The sequence below is a fragment of the Pseudomonas sp. SORT22 genome (assembly GCF_018417635.1).
In the GTDB taxonomy this organism is placed as follows: Bacteria; Pseudomonadota; Gammaproteobacteria; order Pseudomonadales; family Pseudomonadaceae; genus Aquipseudomonas.
In genome coordinates, this window is record NZ_CP071007.1 from 4,323,350 (window position 1) to 4,343,378 (window position 20,029).

A 20,029-nucleotide genomic window follows, 5' to 3' on the forward strand; every position below is an offset into this window, starting at 1 on the left:
CATGAACGATCACAACACTTCAATCCAGTTGGAAACCGCCATGGCGACCACCACCATGACCATGATCCAGGCCCTGCGCTCGGCCATGGACATCATGCTAGAGCGCGATGAAGACGTAGTCGTCTATGGCCAGGACGTCGGCTACTTCGGTGGCGTGTTCCGTTGCACCGAAGGCCTGCAGACCAAGTACGGCAAGTCGCGGGTGTTCGATGCACCGATCTCCGAAAGCGGCATCGTCGGCACCGCCGTGGGCATGGGTGCCTACGGCCTGCGCCCGGTGGTGGAAATCCAGTTCGCCGACTACTTCTACCCGGCCTCCGACCAGATCGTTTCGGAAATGGCCCGCCTGCGCTATCGCTCGGCCGGCGAGTTCGTCGCCCCGCTGACCCTGCGCATGCCTTGCGGTGGTGGTATCTACGGCGGCCAGACGCACAGCCAGAGCCCCGAGGCGATGTTCACCCAGGTCTGCGGCCTGCGCACCGTGATGCCGTCCAACCCCTATGACGCCAAGGGCCTGCTGATCGCCTCGATCGAGAACGACGACCCGGTGATTTTCCTCGAGCCCAAGCGCCTGTACAACGGCCCGTTCGACGGCCACCACGACCGCCCGGTAACGCCGTGGTCGAAACACCCGGCCAGCGCCGTGCCGGATGGCTACTACACCGTACCGCTGGACAAGGCGGCGATCACCCGCCCGGGCAAGGATGTCACCGTGCTGACCTACGGCACCACCGTCTATGTCTCGCAGGTGGCCGCTGAAGAAACCGGCGTCGACGCCGAAGTCATCGACCTGCGCAGCCTGTGGCCGCTGGACCTGGAAACCATCGTCGCCTCGGTGAAAAAGACCGGCCGCTGTGTGGTGGTGCATGAAGCCACGCGCACCTGCGGTTTTGGCGCCGAGCTGATCGCGCTGGTCCAGGAACATTGCTTCCATCACCTCGAAGCCCCGATCGAACGCGTCACCGGCTGGGATACCCCCTACCCGCACGCGCAGGAGTGGGCGTATTTCCCCGGCCCTTCACGAGTGGGCGCGGCATTGAAACGGGTCATGGAGGTCTGAATGGGCACGCACGTCATCAAGATGCCGGATATCGGTGAAGGTATCGCACAAGTTGAACTGGTGGAATGGTTCGTCAAAGTTGGCGACACCGTCACAGAAGATCAGGTCGTGGCCGATGTCATGACCGACAAGGCCACCGTCGAAATCCCTTCGCCGGTCAGCGGCAAGGTCCTGGCCCTGGGCGGCCAGCCCGGTGAAGTCATGGCGGTCGGCAGTGAGCTGATCCGCATCGAAGTAGAAGGCGCCGGCAACGTAGGAGCGGGCTTGCCCCGCGAAGAGGCCCCCGCAGTCACCGCCAAGGCCCCTGAACCCGAGCCGAAACCTGCTGCACCAGCACCCGTTGCTGCCCCCGCAGCCTCGGCCCACCAGCCCGCCGCCATCGTCCCGCGCCAAGCTCACGACCGCCCACTGGCCTCGCCTGCCGTGCGCAAGCGCGCGCTGGACGCTGGTATCGAGTTGCGCTACGTACACGGCAGCGGCCCGGCCGGGCGCATCCTGCACGACGACCTCGACGCCTTCCTGACGCAACCGGCCACCCGCACCCAGAGTGCCCCTGGCGGTTATGCCAAACGCAGCGACAGCGAGCAGATCCCGGTGATCGGCCTGCGCCGCAAGATCGCCCAACGCATGCAGGATGCCAAGCGCCGCGTCGCCCACTTCAGCTACGTCGAGGAAATCGACGTCACCGCCCTTGAAGAGCTGCGCCTGCACTTGAACAAGAAGTGGGGTGACAGCCGTGGCAAGCTGACCCTGCTGCCATTCCTGGTGCGCGCCATGGTCGTTGCCCTGCGCGAGTTCCCGCAGATCAACGCCACCTACGACGATGAAGGCCAGGTCATCACCCGCCACGGCGCAGTGCATGTCGGCATCGCCACCCAGGGCGACAACGGCCTGATGGTGCCGGTGCTGCGCCACGCCGAAGCCGGCAGCCTGTGGAGCAACGCCGGCGAGATCGTGCGCCTGGCCAATGCCGCCCGCGGCAACAAGGCCAGCCGTGAAGAACTGTCAGGCTCGACCATCACCCTGACCAGCCTAGGCGCCCTTGGCGGCATCGTCTCGACGCCGGTGGTCAACACCCCGGAAGTGGCGATTGTCGGGGTCAACCGCATGGTTGAACGGCCGATGGTCATCAATGGCCAGATCGTCATTCGCAAGATGATGAACCTCTCCAGCTCGTTCGATCACCGGGTGGTCGACGGCATGGACGCGGCACTCTTCATCCAGGCCATCCGCGGCCTGCTCGAACAACCTGCCAGCCTGTTTGTGGAGTGACCATGCAACAGACGCTCAACACTACCCTGCTGATCATCGGCGGCGGCCCCGGCGGCTACGTCGCCGCCATTCGCGCCGGCCAGCTGGGCATTCCCACGGTACTGGTCGAAGGCCAGGCCCTGGGTGGCACCTGCCTGAACATCGGCTGCATTCCGTCCAAGGCGCTGATTCACGTCGCCGAGCAGTTCCACCAGACCCAGCAGCACAGCCAGCAGTCGAACCTGGGCATCAAGGTCTCGCCACCGAGCCTGGACATCACCCAGAGCGTGGCCTGGAAAGACGGTATCGTCGATCGCCTGACCAGCGGCGTCGCCGCCCTGCTGAAAAAGCACGGGGTCAAGGTGATCCATGGCTGGGCAAAAATTCTCGACGGCAAGCACGTCGAGGTCGACGGCCAGCGCATCCAGTGCGAACACCTGTTGCTGGCCACCGGTTCCAGCAGCGTTGAACTGCCGATGCTGCCATTGGGCGGCCCGATCATCTCCTCCACTGAAGCTCTGGCCCCGAAAACCCTGCCCAAGCACCTGACCGTGGTCGGCGGTGGTTACATCGGCCTGGAGCTGGGCATCGCCTACCGCAAGCTCGGCGTCGAGGTCAGCGTGGTCGAAGCCCGCGAGCGCATCCTGCCGACCTACGACAGCGAACTGACCGCGCCGGTGGCCGAGTCGATCAAGAAGCTGGGGATCAAGCTCTACCTCAAGCACAGCGTCGAAGGCTTCGATGCCGGCCACCAGGCCTTGCAGGTGCGCACGCCCGAAGGCGAACTGCTGCAACTGAGCACCGACCAGGTGCTGGTCGCGGTCGGCCGCAAGCCACGTACCCAGGGCTTCAACCTGGAAAGCCTGGCGCTGAAGATGAACGGCTCGGCGGTGGCCATCGACGAGCAATGCCAGACCAGCATGCTCAACGTCTGGGCCATCGGCGATATCAGCGGTGAACCGATGCTCGCCCACCGGGCCATGGCCCAGGGTGAGATGGTTGCCGAACTCATTGCCGGCAAATCGCGGCGCTTCGAGCCGGCCGCGATTGCCGCGGTGTGCTTCACCGACCCGGAACTGGTGGTCGTCGGCAAGACCCCGGAACAGGTCAAGCAGGAGGGCCTGGACTGCATCGTCACGCAGTTCCCGTTCGCCGCCAACGGCCGGGCCATGACCCTGGAATCGAAAAGCGGCTTCGTGCGCGTGGTCGCCCGTCGTGACAACCACCTGATCCTTGGCTGGCAAGCGGTTGGCGTGGGCGTCTCGGAACTGTCCACAGCCTTTGCCCAGTCACTGGAGATGGGCGCTTGCCTGGAAGATGTGGCCGGTACCATCCACGCTCACCCGACCCTGGGTGAGGCGGTGCAGGAAGCGGCGCTACGCGCCCTGGGTCACGCCCTGCATCTGTAGACACTGAAGCGGCTGAGGCCGATTTGACCCGCTGCCCCGTGCAGCGGGTCCTTTTTCATTCACCGATCTCATCCTTGCCGGCCGCCTTGGCCCGGTACAGCGCCTGGTCCGCGCGGCCCAGCAATTGCGCTTGCCCTTCACCCTCCAGCCATTCGACCACGCCATAACTCATGGTCAGCAATCGCTCGCCCACCGGCGGCGCCTGCTCCAGCGCCTGGCGAATCTGCCGCGCCAGTTGCAATGCCTCTTCGCGCTGGGTGCCCGGCAGCACTGCCACGAACTCATCACCGCCCCAGCGTGCCAGCAAGTCACCGGCACGCAGGCAAACCTTGATCCGCTCAACCGATGCGATCAGCGCCTGGTCACCCTGGGCATGGCCATACTGATCGTTGATCGGCTTGAAGTCGTCGATATCCATGACAATCAGCGCCAGCGGCTGGCGAAACCGCCGTGCCCGCTCGCACTCTTGCTGCAGGACCTTTTCCAGGCGGTAACGGTTGGCCACCAGGGTCAGCGCATCGCGTTCGGCCAGGTCGCGGTTCTCGTCGAGCTGGCGCTGCAGTTGCTGGTTGACCCACGACAGCTCGCGGGTGCGCTCGGCGATCTGCGCTTCCAGCGACAGGTTTTCCAGCTGCAGTTGCTCGACCAGGCGCTTGCCATCGTCGATATTGCGATGAGCGCCGAGCATCCGCGCCACCGAACCATCCGGGTTGCGCTCAATGATGTGACCGCTGTCCTCGATCCACAGGAAGTTGCCGTCCTGGCAACGGCAACGGTACTCGATGCGGTACTGGTCGGAGCGGTCGCTGATGTAGTCCTCGAAATGGCTCATCACCCGCGGGTAGTCCTCGGGGTGGATCACGCCTTCCCAGGTCAGTACGGTGTTGTCCAGCGAGTGGCTGGGGTAGCCGAGCATCCGGTACCATCCGGGGTTGCGGTAGACGTAGCCGGTATTGGCATTCCAGTCCCAGATACCGTCGCTGATCAGGTCCAGCAGGGTGTGCAACTGTTCTTCCCTGAAGTCGCCCAGCGGGGCCTTCAATGGTGGTGTGTCTGACGTTTGAGTCATGGACGATCTCCCTTGTCCAGGCAACTACGCCCCAGCCGGATGTTGGTGCTGCCGGTTTGAAATGACTTGCCGCTGACGGCAAGGGTTTACCTCTTCGGGGCAAAGCATGCGCCGATTCACCAGCCGCCGTACAGCGCCACCCCCTGAATATACTAGCGCGTAAGCCTGTCAGCAGAGCTGGCACAAGACTTGCCATCGATCGAAGGTCAACTTGCATCCATCAAGGAGAGTGATCAGGTGAGTAGCATCAATGCCCTCGGCGTCCACACGCCAGTCATCAACCCGACCCGTGGCGTGGCCGAAGCCGCCGCCGAACAGGCCCAGTTCCGCCCGCCGGTGCCAACCAGCAGTGCCAACCGCCAGCAGCAAAGCCAGGCCAACACCTCCCAGCAAAGTGCCGAAGACGCCCGCGAGGAAGCCTTCGCCAAGCTCAAGGTGCAACTGCAGAACCCCGACGTGGACATGCGCGAGCAAGCCACAATCAGCGCCAGCGAAACCGGCAAGAGCGCTGCCCAGCAATTTCGCGAGTACATGGCCCTGAGCCCGGCAGAGAAGATCAAGCTCAAGCTGCTCAATGAGCTGGGCATCAGCCAGGAAGAGTTCGAAGCCCTGCCGCCGGCGGAAAAGGACAAGATCGAGCGCAAGATTGCCGAGCAGATGAAAAAGCAGACCGAGCTTGAGTCGCTGGCCAGCCTGAACTCCGAACTGCAAGGCCCGGCGATGTCAGCCAAGCTGGTGGCCAACCTGACCGCCACCCAGGGCGGCAGCGATGACGCAAAGGATCAGGACCTGGCGTCAGCCTCGGCCCTGACCCAATCGGCGAAGGCCTGAACCTCGGGGCGCCGCAAGGCGTCCTGACGGCACACCAGGTAGTAGGCAAAACGCGCTGGCCAGGGTTTGTCGAGGGCCAGCTGCAGCTTGCCGCTGGCCAGGTCTTCAGCCGCGTGGGTGTCCTGCACCAGGGCGATGCCCTGGCCTGCAGCCGCGGCACGCAGTAACAGCAGGTCATCCTCGAAACTCGCACCGCGTGCTGCCCGCGGGTCCTCGGCAACGCCATGGGCCTGCAGCCAGAGCATCCAGTCGGCGCGATCGGCATCGTGCAACAACGGGTACTTCAGGCAATCGGCGGGCCGTTTTACGGCCGGCCCTTGGGCCAGCAACTGCGGGCTGGCCACCGGCAGCAAAACCGGCGCCATCAGGCGCACGGACTCCAGCCCCGGATACTGCCCCAGGCCATGGCGCAGGGCGACGTCAATGCGCTCGCGGTGAAAATCCACCAGCTTGGCCGAGGCCTCGACGCGCACTTCGATCTGCGGGTGCAAGGCGTTGAAGCGCCCTAAACGCGGCACCAGCCAGGAGGCGGCAAACGACGGTACGGTGCTGATGGTCAGAGCCTTGCCTGGCGCCAGTTGCTCCAGCAACGCCAGCGACGCCTCGATCTGATCGAATCCCCTGAGCAGCCCCGGGTACACCCGCGCACCGGCTTCGCTAAGGTGCACGCCATGGCGACCGCGCACGAACAGCACCACACCCATGCGCTCCTCGAGCAGGCGCACCTGCTGGCTGACCGCCCCAGGCGTAACCCCCATGTGCGCCGCGGCGGCCTTGAGGCTGCCCAGCCGGGCCGCTTCAGTGAAGGCCCGCAATGCCAACAACGGTAGAACTGCGCCCATTTTCACCCTCTCCATGGTTTAGAAAAACTATCGTCAAAGCGCAGGATTGATCGTTTTTCAAGCAGCCCCGGCGCGCCTAGCATAGCCCGTCTCTGATCACTCCTGAAGAGAAAGCCCATGCCGCTAATTCTGTATAGCGATAGCTCACCTAATGGCTTCAAGATCACCATCGCCCTCGAAGAGCTGGGGCTGCCCTACACCCTCAAGCATGTACAGATCGACCATGGCGAGCATCGCCTGCCTGAGTTTCTCGCACTCAACCCTCATGGCCGCATTCCGGTGCTGGTTGATCCCGAGCGCGATATCACTCTGTTTGAGTCAGCGTCGATCCTTTTGTACCTGGCCGACAAGAGCGCACGCCTGCTGCCCGATTCCCCCCGTGAACGCTGGGCGGCCATCACCTGGTTGCAGTTTCACGCGGCGAGCATGGGGCCGATTTTGGGCCAGCGCGTGCATTTCGAACGGTTCGCCGAACAGCCCTGCCCCGAAGCCATCGCCCGCTACCGGCGCCTGAGCGAAGAGGTGTTCAGCACCCTCGACCAGCGCCTGACCGGCCGGCCCTGGCTGGCGGGCAGCAGTTACTCGATCGCCGACATTGCCACCTTCGGCTGGACCCATATCGCCCGGATCATCGACTTTGATTTCAGCCACTACCGACACCTGAGCGCCTGGCATGAACGCGTCAGTCAACGCCCTGCCGTGCAGCGCGGCATCCGCCTGCCCGCCCCCGCAACCGGCCCCTGAAGGACTAAAAGGAATTAATCGATGAACCCAACCCTGAACGGCGCCAGCGCCCACGCCTTCGCCCACCACCCTGGCTATCGACGCATGTTCGCCGCCGACCGCCTGACCCTGGGGATCTTCCTGCCGCTGCGTTTCTATCGCGGCGACATGGCCGTGCTCACTGGCCAGGCCGCGCTGGTCAGCGACATCGACCGCCTGGGCTTCGCCGGCGTCTGGGTGCGCGATGTGCCACTGTACGATCGGCACTTCGGCGATGCCGGCCAGCTGTTCGACCCCTTTGCCTACTTGAGCTACCTGGCCGCGCACACCCGGCGCATCGCCCTGGCCACGGGCAGCGCGATCTTCGCCTTGCGCCACCCGATCGACCTGGCCAAGGCCGCCTGCACCATCGACCAGCTGTCAGGCGGGCGCCTGGTGATGGGCATCGCTTCCGGGGATCGGCCGGTGGAGTTTCCCGCCTACGGTCTGGATCATGCCGAGCGCGGCGAACGCTTTGCCGAGGCGGTGAACTATTTCCGCCAACTGCTGCACAAGGGCGACCACCCGATTGAATCAACCCTCGGCCAAATGAGCGGCGCGCAACTGCTGCCCAAGCCCGTTGGCAGCGCCATCCCGCTGCTGGTCACCGGCAGCTCGCGCCAATCCATGCAGTGGCTGGGCGAACAGGCCGATGGCTGGCTGACCTTTCCTGATGCGACTGAAAACATCCTTGGCCCCCGGCGCCTGGCCGAGAAAATCCGCGCCTGGCGCGAAAGCATTCCCGGCGGCGGCTTTCGCCCGCACGTGACCAACGAGTGGATCGATCTGGACGCCAACCCCGATTTTCCGCGCACGGCGATGCAGGGCGGCTACGTGCTGAGGACCGGGCGCAAGGGGCTGATTGATCTGCTCGGGGAATGGCAGGATGCGGGGGTCAATCATGCGGCACTGGGCATTCAGTTTTGCCAGCGCCCGGCGGCGGAGGTGATTCAGGAGCTGGCAGAAGAAGTGCTGCCGTCATTTGCATCCCATGAAGGACCGTTGCCGTTGCGCCAGGATTGGTAGATCCCAGGCCGCAGCTGTTGCTGCGGCCTGACACCAGGCATCATCGAGTGTTGCCAATCACCGCACTCATGTATTGATTCAAATCGCGAAAATCCTGAACTCGCCAAGCGTACGGCGCCACCTTCACACCATTTTCTCGTAATGTCCTGGGGATCAAGTCGCCGTTGGGGCGAAGTATTACCGATGAGACGATAACGCTCGGGTAGTCTTTCAAGCGTTTCTTGAATGCCGAGGTGGTCAGATCAGGGGTGGGCGGGTTGCTTTTGTTCGCCAAGGGCCCGGTCCCCTTGATGTCTGCCCCATGGCACATGGCGCATCGTTGCAAAAAGAGCTGTTTGCCATTGGCATTATCCGCCAAGGACGTGGATGCCTGAATCAACGATAGAATCCCGAGCGCAGCGATGATTAGTCTTTTCATTTTCAGGGGCTTTCATCCGCACTTGGGAGCCAGTGAGCCGGGAGTGGGCCGATATCGAGAGCATCAGCGGCAGCGAGTTCATGGCCACTCAGGCGCCCCAGTCACAGACCGTCTTCCGCATTCGCATCCGGTACCGAGACGACCTGGTGTCGAGCTGGCGCATATGGGAAGGGGCGAAAGTGTACGAGATCACCGCCGTGCTGCCGGATGCTCGCCGCCGGCGGATCGAGCTGATGTGCAAGACCGGGAAGGCGTGAGACAGACCAAATCGCCCGACTCGGACTTGATGACCCGTTTGGAGTGTCCTCAGATTTGAGGACACCCTCTCCACTCCAAACTAATGATTGTTAGCAGGTCAATGCTCATCTTGACTGGCTGTAGTGCTATGCACATCGATTTGGAGATGACGCCGCCCTTCAGCAAGCAGAGCAAGATCTTTTTCCAGCTTTTCTAGATGGCGCGACATTTTTACGACAGGGTCTTCGCCTATACGGACAATGCCTTCAAAATCCGCAAAATTCAGCGTATAGCTATTAGTTTGGCGCTCTGGCGCAGCAGAGTTTTTCAGCCAAGAGATCTCAACAAAGAAGGACTTGTTCTCCAATGATTTGTAGTCAGCGACATAGCTGCTTAAGCCTTGCCCTGGCTTCAACACGCTCACATTTTGGAACGGGATCGTTCTGTCGGCATCTCTCGCCTCTCCATTTGGCAAGGGAGGCGAAAAGGATACCTTTATATCGTATGCAGGGGCGTTACCAGTGTTATCCACACTGAGGTCAAAATGACGTGTCGACCACCGGTTCGAGTTAAGCGTTGCGACAACATGAGGCTGATTAGACGCCTCTGCCATCCTGGTAGTTTCACGCGCAAGCGTTCGCGTAACTCGCCACAAGAAAAAGGTTGCAACCGCAGTTACCAAAGTGCCTAGAAGCCCCCCAAACCCTACGATCTGAGGCTGCCAAAACGCCCAATCCATTTGAAGCTCCTTGAGAAAAAGCCTATTACTCCCGCCGCAGTTAACAGAAATTCGGCGTTTCAGGTGCTGGTACTTTGCTGGTACTGCTAGGGGCGTCAACCCAGGCGAAGAAGGATATGCCCAGTAAAATATGGTGTCCCAGGGCAGGTTCGAACTGCCAACCTTCCCCTTAGGAGGGGGATGCTCTATCCAATTGAGCTACTGAGACACAGAGCCGGCAACGGGCGTCGCGCGGCAAGGACGGCGTGCATGTTAACCAGCAGGCCGGCATTTGTCATGTCATCCGTGGGGCTTTTTGCCTGTGGGTTTTTCAACGGATCGTGCAATCTGCAATGAGGCAGTCAGCCATCATTGCAGATTGCACGCAAAAGCGCACAAAAAACCAGCTTAAGCCTCTGATTTTAAAGGGTAAATCACGATAAAGAGGCTGGCATGCAGTGTGCATTGTCTAGTTCATGACACGTGGCTCGGGGCCCCGCCCCGCCTTTGCGGAGTATGTCCATGAACAGCACCCTGCTTCTGCTCAATGCCCTGGCCCTGGCCGCCCTGGTTGGCCTGGTCGTGCAACCCGACAGCATCGCCACTGCGGCACAAGCCCATGCGGCACCGGCGATGAAAGCGCAACTGGCCGTGTTCGGCGCACAGGCTGCGCAAATGCAAAGCGCACCGCTTGCAAGCAGCGAACGGCTGGCGTTCTAGGCTTCAACCCAGGCCAGGCACACCCTGTTCGCGCAACAGCCCAAGCAAGCGCTGCACCGCCTCGTCCAGCGAGCTGGAGTTGTCCAGCACTTGCACCTCGCCTTCTTCTACCCTCACCTGCTGCGCCCGCGCCAGGCGCTGTTCGATGTCTTGCGCAGTTTCCCGGCCGCGATCCAGCAGGCGCTGGCGCAGTACGTGATGGTCGACCCGCAGCAGCACCGGCAACAGGTCGGGATAGCGTTCACGCGCCTGCTGCAGATGCGCGCGCGAGCCATTGACCAAAACCGCGTGCCCTGCAGCCAGCCAGTCATCGATTTGCACCGGTATGCCATAGGCCAGGCCATTGGCCTGCCACTGCAGGGCAAAGGCGCCCTCGGCGCTCAGGCGCTGGAACTCTTCGAGGGAAACACCGACGGCGTCTTCACCCTTGGCCTCGGCCGAGCGGGTGATCACCCGCCGGGCGATGTGCACGTTCAGGCGCTGCAATTCAGCGCGCGCTGCATCGATAAGGGAATCTTTTCCGGCCCCCGAGGGTCCCATCAGGTACACCAGGCGACCCGGGTTCGCTGTACGCCGCGTCGCGCTTGCGTCATGCTGCATAGCCACTATGCTCAATGGTAGGAAAGCACGCGCATTCTAGACGCTTTCCATGGCCTTTTCTGCCTGATGCATGGCGTTGTCGACGAAGGTCTGCAGGCGCGGAAAAAGAGAAAATGAAAACTTTTCAAACCAGTACTCATTTCTGATAATTGGTACTGGCAAAACGCCTTTATCCGGTTCAATATTTGTCACAGAATTGACGCCAAGGAACCGGCGACAATGAGGCATGATTCACGCCTCATTCACAATTCAGGTTGAACATTTTGACGCCGGGATGGTCGTAGTGACATCGTGCGGCCAATTTCGAGAACCGCTTCCCCCTGAACTAAACCGGTCAATTATATGCGCCCAATGAAACAGGCTATTTACTCAAGCCGCACCGCTGACAAATTCGTCGTCCGCCTCCCCGACGGAATGCGTGAGCGCATTGCCGAGGTAGCGCGCAACCACCACCGCAGCATGAACTCGGAAATCATCGCTCGCCTGGAGCAGAGCCTTATTCAGGAAGGTGCGCTGGGTGAAGAACTGAGCATGCGTCTGGACAGCCCGGAACTGTCCCTGCACGAACGCGAACTGCTGCAACGTTTCCGCCAGCTTTCCCATCGCCAGCAAAACGCGCTGGTGTCGTTGATTGCCCATGACGCCGAGATGGCAGCTGACGCTTCCTGATTGCGTGGCTCAATCACTCAAGGCCAATGCCCGTGCATTGGCCTTTTTTATTGCCTGGCTCAATCCCGCCTGCTGCGCGACAACAACCACAGCAGATAGAAACCACCGAGCAAACCCGTGGTCAGGCCAATGGGCAGGTTGAGATTGAAGGCCAGGCGCTGACTGATCAGGTCGGCCACCAGCAACAACACCGCGCCCATCAACGCGCCAGACAACAGCGGCACTTCTGGTGCAGCGGTCAGACGCCTGGCCAGTTGCGGGGCAGCCAGGGCGACAAAGGCGATGGGGCCCGCTGCCGCCGTGGCAATCGCGGTCAAGCCCACAGCCGCCAATACCATGATCAGCCGCGTACGCTGCGGGGCAATGCCGAGCTGACTGGCGCTGTCATCGCCCATTTCCAACAGGTCGATGTGTCGCGCATGGCCAATCACCACGGGCACGATGGCGATGAAACCCAGTGCTGCTGGCAGCACGTGAGACCAGGTCCGGGTGTTGAGCGAGCCGGCCAGCCAGATTTGCGCCGACATCGCCCGGTCAAGGTCGCCCATCACCAGCAGTACGGTGTTGAGCCCCGAGAGCATCGCCCCCACGCCAATCCCCACCAGCACCAGGCGATAGCCACCAGTGCTGCGCCCGCGCATCGACAGCACGAACACCAGCAAGGCCGTGCCCACCCCCGCCAGCACCGCCGCCAGCGAGGTACCCAGGGGGCCGGCATCAAACAGGATGATCTGCACGATGGCACCGCTGGCAGCGCCGGTGGTAAAGCCGATGATATCCGGTGAGCCGAGGGCGTTGCGCGAGATCGACTGGAAAATTGAACCGGCCATGCCCAGCGCGCCGCCGACCAGCAGCGCCGTCAGTACCCGCGGCAAGCGAACCCGTTGAACGATCCGCTCGGCGGTCGGGTTGCCACCACCTGCGAACAGGCTGTCAAACACCTGACCTGGTGTCAGCGACAACGAACCTACGCCCAGCAACATGATCGCCAGCCCTGCTGCCAGTAGCGCCAACAGCGCACACACCACCGCAACCCGAGGCCGCCAACGCAACGAGTAATTGCCCAGGCGCAGCACCGCACCCGTCATGACCGACTCATCCGGAACCTGCGCACGATGACGATGAAGAACGGTCCGCCGATCAACAGGGCAATGATCCCGGCCGCGACTTCCGCTGGCGCCGCCACGACCCTACCGATCACATCGGCGCCCAGCAGCAGGATCGCCGCCAACAACCCGGCATACGGCAGGATCCAGCGGTAATCAGGCCCCACCAGCCGCCGGGCCAGGTGCGGCGCGAGCAGGCCGACGAAACCAATCGGCCCGGCCGCCGCTGTTGCTGCCCCGGCCAGCAACATCACTGCCAGGCACGCGAGCAGCCAGGTGGCGCGAAGATTGACGCCGAGCGCCTGGCCAAGATCCGCGCCCAGGGCCATGGCATTGAGGTTGCCGACCATGGCGATGGCCAGCGCCAGCCCGACTGCAACGACCACCGCCAGCACGCCAAGGGTCTGCAAGCCGCTGCCTTCGACCGAGCCTGCCGACCATTTGCGAAAACTGTCGAATACCTCAAGGGGAGCATTGAGCAGGATGATGCCAGTGATCGACACCAGCATCACCGACAAGCCTGCCCCAGCCAGCACCAGGCGCACCGGATTGGTCCCGGTTTCGTGGGCCTGGCCCAGGACGAACACGGCAACCCCGGCCAGCCCGGCGCCGGCAAAGGCAAAGCCGACATACTCGACAATGCTCACCAGCTTGAACAGGGTGACAGCGATGATCACTGCCAGCGCCGCACCGGCGTTGATGCCCAGCAGCCCGGGTTCGGCCAGCGGGTTACGCGTCAGCGCCTGCATCAGCGCCCCGGCCACGCCCAGGGCCAGGCCTGCGAGAATCGCCACCAGAGTGCGCGGAACACGCAGTTCGCGAATCACCAGATGCTGATTGTTCTGTGGGTCATACGCCCAGAAGGCATCGGCGATTTCGCCAAGAGCGATGCTGCGCGAACCGATCAGCAAGCTGCAGGCGGCGACCAGCGCAAGCACGCCCAGGCCGCACAGCAGCCCCGATGAGCGCATGCGCCGTTGGCGATTGAAAACCATGGCGGGCAACACGGCAGTCGCCATGACTCAGCGCAGGTGCCGGGCGACGGTATCGATCATCTGCCGGCCAGAGTAGTAGTCGATACGAAACGAAGTCGGGCCCAGCGCGTAGACCTTTTTCTGCACCACCGCCGGCAGGTTGGCCAGCAGCGGGTCGGCAACAAACGCCTGTACATCGGCATCGGTGCCACCCAGCAGGAACACGCTTTCACCGGTGATCGCAGCCGAAAGGTTTTCGCGGGAAATGAACTCGAAGTCGACGGCGCGAGTGACCTCACCGCTCATGGCCGGCGGCAGGCTCGCGACCTTGATCCCCAGCGCGGTGAACAAGCGGGCCTGCGGGCTGGAAGCACGGCCAACAGAATAACTGCCACCAATGTTGTAGCCGACGATACTCACCCCGCCCACGGGCGCTTTGATCGTGGCAGCGGCGCGTGCGGTGTAGTCGTCAAAATCCTTGATCGCCGCCGCTGCCTGCGCCTGCAGCCCCGCCGCCTGACCAAGGCGGGTAGCGATCTGTTGCCAGCTCTGGTTCGAATAATTGACCACGACGGTGGCGATGCCCTGGGCCTCAAGCTCGGCCTGGTGCTGGACGACGCTATCGGCGCCAGTGGCAACCAGTACCAGCAGGTCGGGATTGACGCCGATCACCGACTCGATATCGAACACCAGGTTGGGGTACAGCACCTCGACTTTGCGCTGATCCGCAACCGCCGCCCACTGGCTGAAAAAGCCCTTGCTGTCGGTCATCCGGCTCGGCGTGGTGGCCGCGCTGGCAACCAGTGGCGCCTCCATGGCCAGCAAGATGCCGGTGACACTCGGCGAAGTCGAAGCAATGCGCAGCGGTTTGGCGGGCTCGCTGGCGGCGCTTGCCGGGCTCGACCCAACGGCGCTGCAGGCAAGCAGGATCAGCGCCGCAACAGCAAGCATTGGCGCGAAGGTGAGCTTTTTCATCGGCAATCGGTCTTTTGCTACAAGGGCGGCAGGAAGGGTTCGAGAACGGGCACAGGCTCGTCTAAACGTGGATGCGATGCAATCGCATTCCATATTGCAGAATTAATTCTGCACATGCAATACTCGCCGCCGAGCTGCCAGCAAGGAAAGGCTACCCATGACGCATCGCCTGCATGCTGACGCCGTGACGCTGCGTTACGATCAGCGCACCATCTCCAGCGACCTCTCCATCGCCATTCCCGACGGCTCTTTCACGGTGATCGTCGGGCCCAATGCCTGCGGAAAATCCACTCTGCTTCGAGCCTTATCGCGGCTGCTGGCCCCAGCCCATGGTCGTGTGGTGCTCGACGGCAAAAGCATCACCGCGCTTGCGGCCAAAGAGGTTGCCCGGCGCCTCGGCCTGCTGCCGCAAAGCGCCACGGCCCCGGAAGGCATCACGGTCGCCGACCTGGTGGCTCGCGGGCGCTTCCCCCATCAGTCGTTCTTGCGCCAATGGTCGCCAGCCGATGAGCAGGCGGTCAACGCCGCCATGGCCGCCACCCAGGTCAGCGCGCTGGCCGAGCGGGCGCTGGACGAGCTGTCCGGTGGCCAGCGCCAGCGGGTCTGGATTGCCATGGTGCTGGCGCAGGAAACACCGATCCTGCTGCTCGATGAACCGACCACCTTTCTCGACATCGCCCACCAGATCGAATTGCTCGAACTGCTCAGCGATCTCAATCGCCAGGGCCGAACCATCGTGGCGGTGCTGCACGATCTTAACCAGGCCTGCCGCTATGCCACGCACCTGATCGCCATGCGCGATGGCGCGGTGCTGGCCGAGGGCGCGCCCGGGGCGATTTTCACCGAGGCGCTGGTGCAAGAGGTATTCGGCCTGCCGGCGGTGATCATTGCTGACCCCGTCAGCGGCACGCCGCTGGTGGTGCCCAAGGGTCGCCAGGCTCAACCGCGCTGATCGAAAATCCGCCCGCCGGTGGCCTGGTTGACCAGGCCGGCTTCGCGGTGCAGGGCGTCGCGATCCTCTGCTGACTTGAGCTGGCCAAGGTCAGTGACCGTGGTCATTACGCAGGCGATTTCCTGCTGCGCATCGAACACCGGCGCCGCCTGGCCGGTGACGTTCGAGAGCAGATGGCTGGTCAGCTCGGCCCAACGGCCATTACGCACCTGATCGAGCAGCGCCTTGTTAGGCGGCGTGCCACGAAAATGCGCGGGCTGCTGCTTGCGCGCGGCATCGATCACAGCTTTGGGCAGGAAGGCCTGGAACACCAGGCCGCACGCGGTGTTGTCGATCGGCAGGATGTCGCCCAGGGCCAGCGGGTTGATCGAGAAGTAGGCGCTGCGGTACCAGCGCACCAGGGTCGGGCCGCGGTCGGTCCAGATCGCCACCCCGCCGCTGGCGGCATGCTGTTGGGCCAGGGTCTTCATGTGCTGGGCGGCAATATCCACCGCATCGACGCGCTTCAAGGCGCTGATGCCGATGTTCAGCGCTGCCGGCCCCAGGTCGTAGAGGCCGCTGGCCGGGTCCTGCTTGGCCAGGCCTTCCTTGACCAGGCTCTGCAGGTATCGATGGGCGGTCGAGCCACCGGTCGCGGTGCGCCTGGCAACCTCCCCCAGCGCCAACTCACTCTCGGCATTGGCCAGTACCTGGAGAAAACGCACCGCAATCGACACCGACTGAATAGTGCCGGAGCGCTTTTCCGGGGCTGCTTGCGCCTCTTCGTCCAGGGCGGTCATCTCGTTGCTCAATTCTTCGCTCTCCTCGCCGGCGCGCACGGTCGCGCTTGTTGGCGGCCATGATACCGATTCCCTGAACCCGCACCTATTGCCATTTTGTGGAATGAATTCTTTATTGAGGAACGCAATAGCACCGTGCTACCCTCGAACGGGAAAGAGGATCATTCTCATTTGGGGGCATCTTGAAGGCACATCCACATCGCACACTGCGCCAAGGCTTTAGTGTGTTCACACTCTCGACATTGCTGGCTTCGCCCTACGCATTCGGGCAACCCGAGGTTAACGGCGGCAAGCCAGGCATTGTTTTCGAGCCGATCATCGTCACCGGTGAAAAGCTCGAACGCGAACTCAAGGACACCGCCTCCTCCGTGTCGATCAAGACCGCCAAGGAGATCGACAAGGAAAAGACCGGCAGCGCCTCGGTGGCCGAAGTACTCAATGATGTGCCCAACGTGATCTACACCGACTCGGTCGGCGCGCCGATCATCCGCGGCCAGGACACCCAGGGCCCGAACAACGGCCAGAACGTGTTCTGGGGCGGCACCGTGCCACGGGCGACAATCAACCTTGACGGCCATTACCTGAATTACAACGAGATGTTCTTCGGCGCCACCTCGGTCTGGGATATCGACAGCATCGAAGTGTTCCGCGGCCCGCAGACCACCTCGCAAGGGGCCAACGCGATTGCCGGTGCGATCATCGTCAACACCAAGGATCCGACCTTCACTCCCGAAGCTGCCTACCAGACCGAGGTCGGCAGTTATGACGCCAAGCGCAGCTCGGTGGCTGTTTCCGGCCCGTTGATGGGCAACGAACTGGCCGGCCGCCTGGCGGTGGACTACTCGGCTCGCGACACTTTCATCGATTACGACAACCCGAAGTTCCAGCGCGGCAAGGCCGACCAGAACTTCCGCGCCGTCACCGCCCGGGCCAAGCTGCTGTGGGTGCCCGAGTCGCTGCCGGGCCTTGAGGCCAAGTACACCTTCGCGCACAACGACAGCAACCGCCCGAGCCAGGAGGCCGCCTCGGCGCCCTTGCACAAGCTCGACCACGACACCACCACCATGCCCAGCTGGGAGCAGGACACCAACACCAGCGTGGTGGATGTCAGCTACGACTTCGACAACGGCATCAAACTGTTCAACCAGGCGCAATACTCGCTGTCCAACGTGCAGCGGTTCACCGGCATCGCCGGCGAAGGCGACGCCGATATCAAGCAGAAAAACGCCTCCAACGAATCGCGCATCACCTTCGGCGACGCCCTGGATACCCTAAGCGGCATGGGTGGCATCTACTACGCCCACACCAAGACCGACGAAACCCTGAACCTGCGCGGGCTCTCGGCCTTCGATGACACCAAGGAGAACCTCGGCATCTTCGGCGAACTCAGCTACCGCCTGAGTGAGCGCTGGACCCTGAGCACCGGCCTGCGCTTTCAGCAGGATCACATCGAGCGCCAGGGCAATTCGGTGCTGGCACCGACGGCACTGGACTACGAGAAAACCTTCTCCGCCCTGCTGCCCAAGGTCTCGCTGGCTTACGCAGCGACGCCGGACTGGACCGTCGGCGCCCTGGTCAGCCGCGGTTACAATCCCGGTGGCGTGTCGCTCAATCTGACCACCCGGCAATGGGCGTACTTCAAGGAAGAGTCGATCTGGAACTATGAGCTGTTCAGCCGCGCCAACCTGCTCGACGACCGCCTGATCCTCAGCAGCAACCTGTTCTATATGGACTTCAAGGACGCTCAGTACAACATCCCAGTGGTGATTTCCCCGGGTGTCGCCCAGTCCTACACCATCAACGCCGAAAAGGCCCACGCCTATGGCCTGGAGCTGAGCGCCGACTACCGTGTGCTCGACAACCTGACCCTCAAGGCCAGTGCCGGCGCCTTGCGTACACGCATCGACAAGATCTCCAGCAACGCCGACTACCAGGCCAACGAGTTTGCCCGCTCCCCCGGTTACACCCTGAGCTTTGGCCCGAGCTGGGACATCACCGACAAACTCAACCTCAACGTCCAGGTCCGTCACCTGGATGGCTATTACTCCGACACCGCCAACACCTCGTCCTACTCGGTGAAGCCCTACACCCTCACCGATGCGCGGATGAGTTACCAGTTCAACAAGCAGGTGCAGCTGTACGGCTACGTGAAGAACGTGTTCGACGACCGCTCGCCCACCTATATGCAGCAGAACCGCGGCATCGGCGGCACCGAGGCGAGCATGACCCTGCCGCGCATGGTCGGCGTCGGCGTCAAGGGCGCGTTCTGAGCCCATCAAAAGACCACAAGGAGAATTGCAAGGATGAGTACCCCCAAGCGCCTGCACATTGGCCTGTCACTGGCACCGACCTGGTTGAGCGGCGATGGCTGGCGGCGCGAGAACAGCAACATAGAAGGTATTTTCACCGCCGAGTTTGCGATTGATCTGGCCAAGCGCGCAGAAGCTGCGCACCTGGACTTTGTCTTTCGCCCCGATGTTCATGCTTTGGTGCCGGAGATGCTCGAAAGCGGCTCGGGCTTCGCCAGCCTCGACCCGAGCATCCTGCTCGCCGCAGTTGCCCAGCACACCTCGAAGATCGGCCTGGTTTCGACCGTATCGACCACCTTCCTGCCGCCCTATGTAGTCGCCCGCCAGTTGCAGTCTTTGAACTGGATCAGCAAGGGCCGGGTCGGCTGGAACATCGTCACCGCGCTGCAAGGCCACGAGAATTTCGGCCTGACGGCAATGCCCAGTGCCGATGAGCGTTACCAGCGGGCTGCGGAGTTCACCCGGGTGGTTCATCAGCTGTGGGACAGCTTCCCCAGCGACGCCCTGAAACTGGATCGCAGCACGGGCCGTTACGCCGACGCCTCACAGGTTCGCCCGATCGACCACGACGGCGCTCACCTGAAGGTCAAGGGCCCACTCAACCTGCCGGTGTACGCCAACACCCGAATCCCGCTGGTGCAAGCCGGCGCATCCGATTCGGGCCGTGACTTTGCCGCGTCGGTGGCCGACCTGGTATTCGCCCCCACGCCGGATATCGACGCTGCGCTCGAGCTGCGTCACGACCTGTCCCGCCGCGCTGAAAAACACGGCCGCGATCCGGCCGACATTCGCCTGCTGCCCGGCCTGAGCCTGTACCTGGCCGAGACCCGCGAACAGGCCCGCGAGCTGTTCATGTGCACCCACGCGCGCATCGACAAGCCGCGCAAGTTTGCCTCGATCAAGGAGATGACCGGGCTCGACCTCAACCAATGGCCAGAAGACCGCCCGATCACCGCCGCTGACCTGCCTGCGCCCGTGAGCAATCCTGGCAGCCGTACCCACACCAACCTGCTGCGACGCCTGATCGAACGTGAATCGCTGCGGGTCAGTGAGTTACTGTTGCGCCCAGAGGTGATCTCGGCTGCACACTGGCAGGTGATCGGTACGGTGGACGATGCCGTCGAGAGTATTGTCGAATGGGCTGCATCCGGTGCCATCGATGGCTTCATCGCGGCGCCCGGTGGCTCGCTGGAATCGGTGCACCTGTTCCTTGAACAGGTGATGCCACGCCTGGTGCAGGCCGGGTTGTTCCGCGAGTGCTACAGCGGCTCGACCTTTATCGAGCACCTCACCGAGCAATAAACGCCCGGCAAAAAAACACC

22 protein-coding genes and 1 tRNA gene are annotated in these 20,029 nt (G+C 62.7%); 12 read left to right on the forward strand and 11 right to left on the reverse strand.

The window, feature by feature from the left end; all coding sequences use genetic code 11:
- The first annotated feature begins 1 nt into the window (after position 1).
- Genes JYG36_RS19720 through lpdA form a run of 3 tightly spaced genes read left to right on the forward strand, consistent with a single transcriptional unit; the run spans position 2 to position 3,720 of the window.
- Positions 2-1,060 carry an alpha-ketoacid dehydrogenase subunit beta gene (locus tag JYG36_RS19720; RefSeq protein ID WP_045200208.1) on the forward strand — a complete coding sequence of 353 codons (1,059 nt, stop codon included), beginning with the start codon at positions 2-4 and terminating at the stop codon, positions 1,058-1,060.
- Complete coding sequence (locus tag JYG36_RS19725; RefSeq protein ID WP_093385667.1) at positions 1,061-2,332, forward strand: dihydrolipoamide acetyltransferase family protein; 1,272 nt, start codon at positions 1,061-1,063, stop codon at positions 2,330-2,332. It begins immediately after the preceding gene.
- 2 nt (positions 2,333-2,334) lie between these two features.
- On the forward strand, positions 2,335-3,720 hold the full coding sequence (lpdA, locus tag JYG36_RS19730) for a dihydrolipoyl dehydrogenase (protein ID WP_213602067.1): 1,386 nt from the start codon (positions 2,335-2,337) through the stop codon (positions 3,718-3,720).
- Positions 3,721-3,775: 55 nt separating this feature from the next.
- Here the strand turns inward: lpdA and JYG36_RS19735 are convergent, their stop codons facing one another.
- Positions 3,776-4,789 carry a sensor domain-containing diguanylate cyclase gene (locus JYG36_RS19735; protein WP_045200204.1) on the reverse strand — a complete coding sequence of 338 codons (1,014 nt, stop codon included), beginning with the start codon at positions 4,787-4,789 and terminating at the stop codon, positions 3,776-3,778.
- A gap of 237 nt (positions 4,790-5,026) precedes the next feature.
- On the opposite strand from JYG36_RS19735, the gene JYG36_RS19740 reads away from it, so the two are divergent.
- Positions 5,027-5,620: a hypothetical protein gene (locus tag JYG36_RS19740; protein WP_176794287.1), complete on the forward strand. Its 594-nt coding sequence runs from the start codon at positions 5,027-5,029 to the stop codon at positions 5,618-5,620.
- Here the strand turns inward: JYG36_RS19740 and JYG36_RS19745 are convergent.
- Positions 5,572-6,462, reverse strand: a complete 891-nt coding sequence (locus JYG36_RS19745) for a LysR substrate-binding domain-containing protein (RefSeq protein ID WP_093385675.1) — start codon at positions 6,460-6,462, stop codon at positions 5,572-5,574. The two genes, JYG36_RS19740 and JYG36_RS19745, sit on opposite strands and share 49 nt — an antisense overlap.
- A gap of 117 nt (positions 6,463-6,579) precedes the next feature.
- On the opposite strand from JYG36_RS19745, the gene JYG36_RS19750 reads away from it, so the two are divergent.
- Together JYG36_RS19750 and JYG36_RS19755 are read left to right on the forward strand one after the other, a co-directional pair.
- Positions 6,580-7,206: a glutathione S-transferase family protein gene (locus JYG36_RS19750; protein ID WP_093385680.1), complete on the forward strand. Its 627-nt coding sequence runs from the start codon at positions 6,580-6,582 to the stop codon at positions 7,204-7,206.
- Positions 7,207-7,227: 21 nt separating this feature from the next.
- Complete coding sequence (locus JYG36_RS19755; RefSeq protein ID WP_213602069.1) at positions 7,228-8,250, forward strand: LLM class oxidoreductase; 1,023 nt, start codon at positions 7,228-7,230, stop codon at positions 8,248-8,250.
- A gap of 40 nt (positions 8,251-8,290) precedes the next feature.
- Here the strand turns inward: JYG36_RS19755 and JYG36_RS19760 are convergent, their stop codons facing one another.
- Positions 8,291-8,668: a cytochrome c gene (locus tag JYG36_RS19760; RefSeq protein ID WP_213602071.1), complete on the reverse strand. Its 378-nt coding sequence runs from the start codon at positions 8,666-8,668 to the stop codon at positions 8,291-8,293.
- Between the two features lie 32 nt (positions 8,669-8,700).
- Between JYG36_RS19760 and JYG36_RS19765 the strand changes: the two genes are divergently transcribed.
- Positions 8,701-8,925, forward strand: a complete 225-nt coding sequence (locus JYG36_RS19765) for a phage head closure protein (RefSeq protein WP_195883358.1) — start codon at positions 8,701-8,703, stop codon at positions 8,923-8,925.
- Positions 8,926-9,023: 98 nt separating this feature from the next.
- Here the strand turns inward: JYG36_RS19765 and JYG36_RS19770 are convergent, their stop codons facing one another.
- On the reverse strand, positions 9,024-9,644 hold the full coding sequence (locus JYG36_RS19770) for a DUF8453 domain-containing protein (RefSeq protein WP_213602073.1): 621 nt from the start codon (positions 9,642-9,644) through the stop codon (positions 9,024-9,026).
- A 131-nt stretch (positions 9,645-9,775) separates the two neighbouring features.
- Positions 9,776-9,852: transfer RNA gene (locus JYG36_RS19775), tRNA-Arg, on the reverse strand.
- 293 nt (positions 9,853-10,145) lie between these two features.
- Between JYG36_RS19775 and JYG36_RS19780 the strand changes: the two genes are divergently transcribed.
- Entirely contained in the window at positions 10,146-10,343 is a 198-nt protein-coding gene (locus JYG36_RS19780) for a hypothetical protein (protein WP_195883356.1), read from the forward strand.
- 3 nt (positions 10,344-10,346) lie between these two features.
- Here the strand turns inward: JYG36_RS19780 and phnN are convergent, their stop codons facing one another.
- Positions 10,347-10,943 (reverse strand): phosphonate metabolism protein/1,5-bisphosphokinase (PRPP-forming) PhnN, encoded by a 597-nt coding sequence (gene phnN, locus JYG36_RS19785; RefSeq protein ID WP_093385699.1) that lies wholly within the window; start codon positions 10,941-10,943, stop codon positions 10,347-10,349.
- A 36-nt stretch (positions 10,944-10,979) separates the two neighbouring features.
- Positions 10,980-11,171, reverse strand: coding sequence for a hypothetical protein (locus tag JYG36_RS19790; protein WP_213604506.1), 192 nt, complete (start codon positions 11,169-11,171; stop codon positions 10,980-10,982).
- A 114-nt stretch (positions 11,172-11,285) separates the two neighbouring features.
- On the opposite strand from JYG36_RS19790, the gene JYG36_RS19795 reads away from it, so the two are divergent.
- Positions 11,286-11,612: an Arc family DNA-binding protein gene (locus JYG36_RS19795; RefSeq protein ID WP_010226671.1), complete on the forward strand. Its 327-nt coding sequence runs from the start codon at positions 11,286-11,288 to the stop codon at positions 11,610-11,612.
- 59 nt (positions 11,613-11,671) lie between these two features.
- Here the strand turns inward: JYG36_RS19795 and JYG36_RS19800 are convergent, their stop codons facing one another.
- From JYG36_RS19800 to fepB, 3 genes are read right to left on the reverse strand one after another with little or no spacing between them, the layout of a single operon-like run.
- On the reverse strand, positions 11,672-12,700 hold the full coding sequence (locus tag JYG36_RS19800) for a FecCD family ABC transporter permease (RefSeq protein ID WP_195883354.1): 1,029 nt from the start codon (positions 12,698-12,700) through the stop codon (positions 11,672-11,674).
- The gene (locus JYG36_RS19805) at positions 12,697-13,737 is read right to left on the reverse strand and encodes a FecCD family ABC transporter permease (protein ID WP_249744367.1); all 1,041 of its coding nucleotides are present in this window, start codon (positions 13,735-13,737) and stop codon (positions 12,697-12,699) included. Before JYG36_RS19805 ends, JYG36_RS19800 begins: the two co-directional genes overlap by 4 nt.
- Positions 13,738-13,740: 3 nt before the next feature.
- Positions 13,741-14,667, reverse strand: coding sequence for a Fe2+-enterobactin ABC transporter substrate-binding protein (gene fepB / locus JYG36_RS19810; RefSeq protein WP_502937476.1), 927 nt, complete (start codon positions 14,665-14,667; stop codon positions 13,741-13,743).
- A gap of 157 nt (positions 14,668-14,824) precedes the next feature.
- On the opposite strand from fepB, the gene JYG36_RS19815 reads away from it, so the two are divergent.
- Positions 14,825-15,619 carry an ABC transporter ATP-binding protein gene (locus JYG36_RS19815; protein WP_045200183.1) on the forward strand — a complete coding sequence of 265 codons (795 nt, stop codon included), beginning with the start codon at positions 14,825-14,827 and terminating at the stop codon, positions 15,617-15,619.
- Here JYG36_RS19815 and JYG36_RS19820 read toward each other — a convergent pair.
- Complete coding sequence (locus JYG36_RS19820) at positions 15,607-16,398, reverse strand: IclR family transcriptional regulator (protein ID WP_093387648.1); 792 nt, start codon at positions 16,396-16,398, stop codon at positions 15,607-15,609. The genes JYG36_RS19815 and JYG36_RS19820 overlap by 13 nt on opposite strands.
- A gap of 182 nt (positions 16,399-16,580) precedes the next feature.
- On the opposite strand from JYG36_RS19820, the gene JYG36_RS19825 reads away from it, so the two are divergent.
- Together JYG36_RS19825 and JYG36_RS19830 are read left to right on the forward strand one after the other, a co-directional pair.
- Positions 16,581-18,668 (forward strand): TonB-dependent receptor, encoded by a 2,088-nt coding sequence (locus tag JYG36_RS19825; RefSeq protein ID WP_213602074.1) that lies wholly within the window; start codon positions 16,581-16,583, stop codon positions 18,666-18,668.
- Positions 18,669-18,701: 33 nt separating this feature from the next.
- Positions 18,702-20,009: an NtaA/DmoA family FMN-dependent monooxygenase gene (locus JYG36_RS19830; RefSeq protein WP_093385713.1), complete on the forward strand. Its 1,308-nt coding sequence runs from the start codon at positions 18,702-18,704 to the stop codon at positions 20,007-20,009.
- Positions 20,010-20,029: the final 20 nt, after the last annotated feature.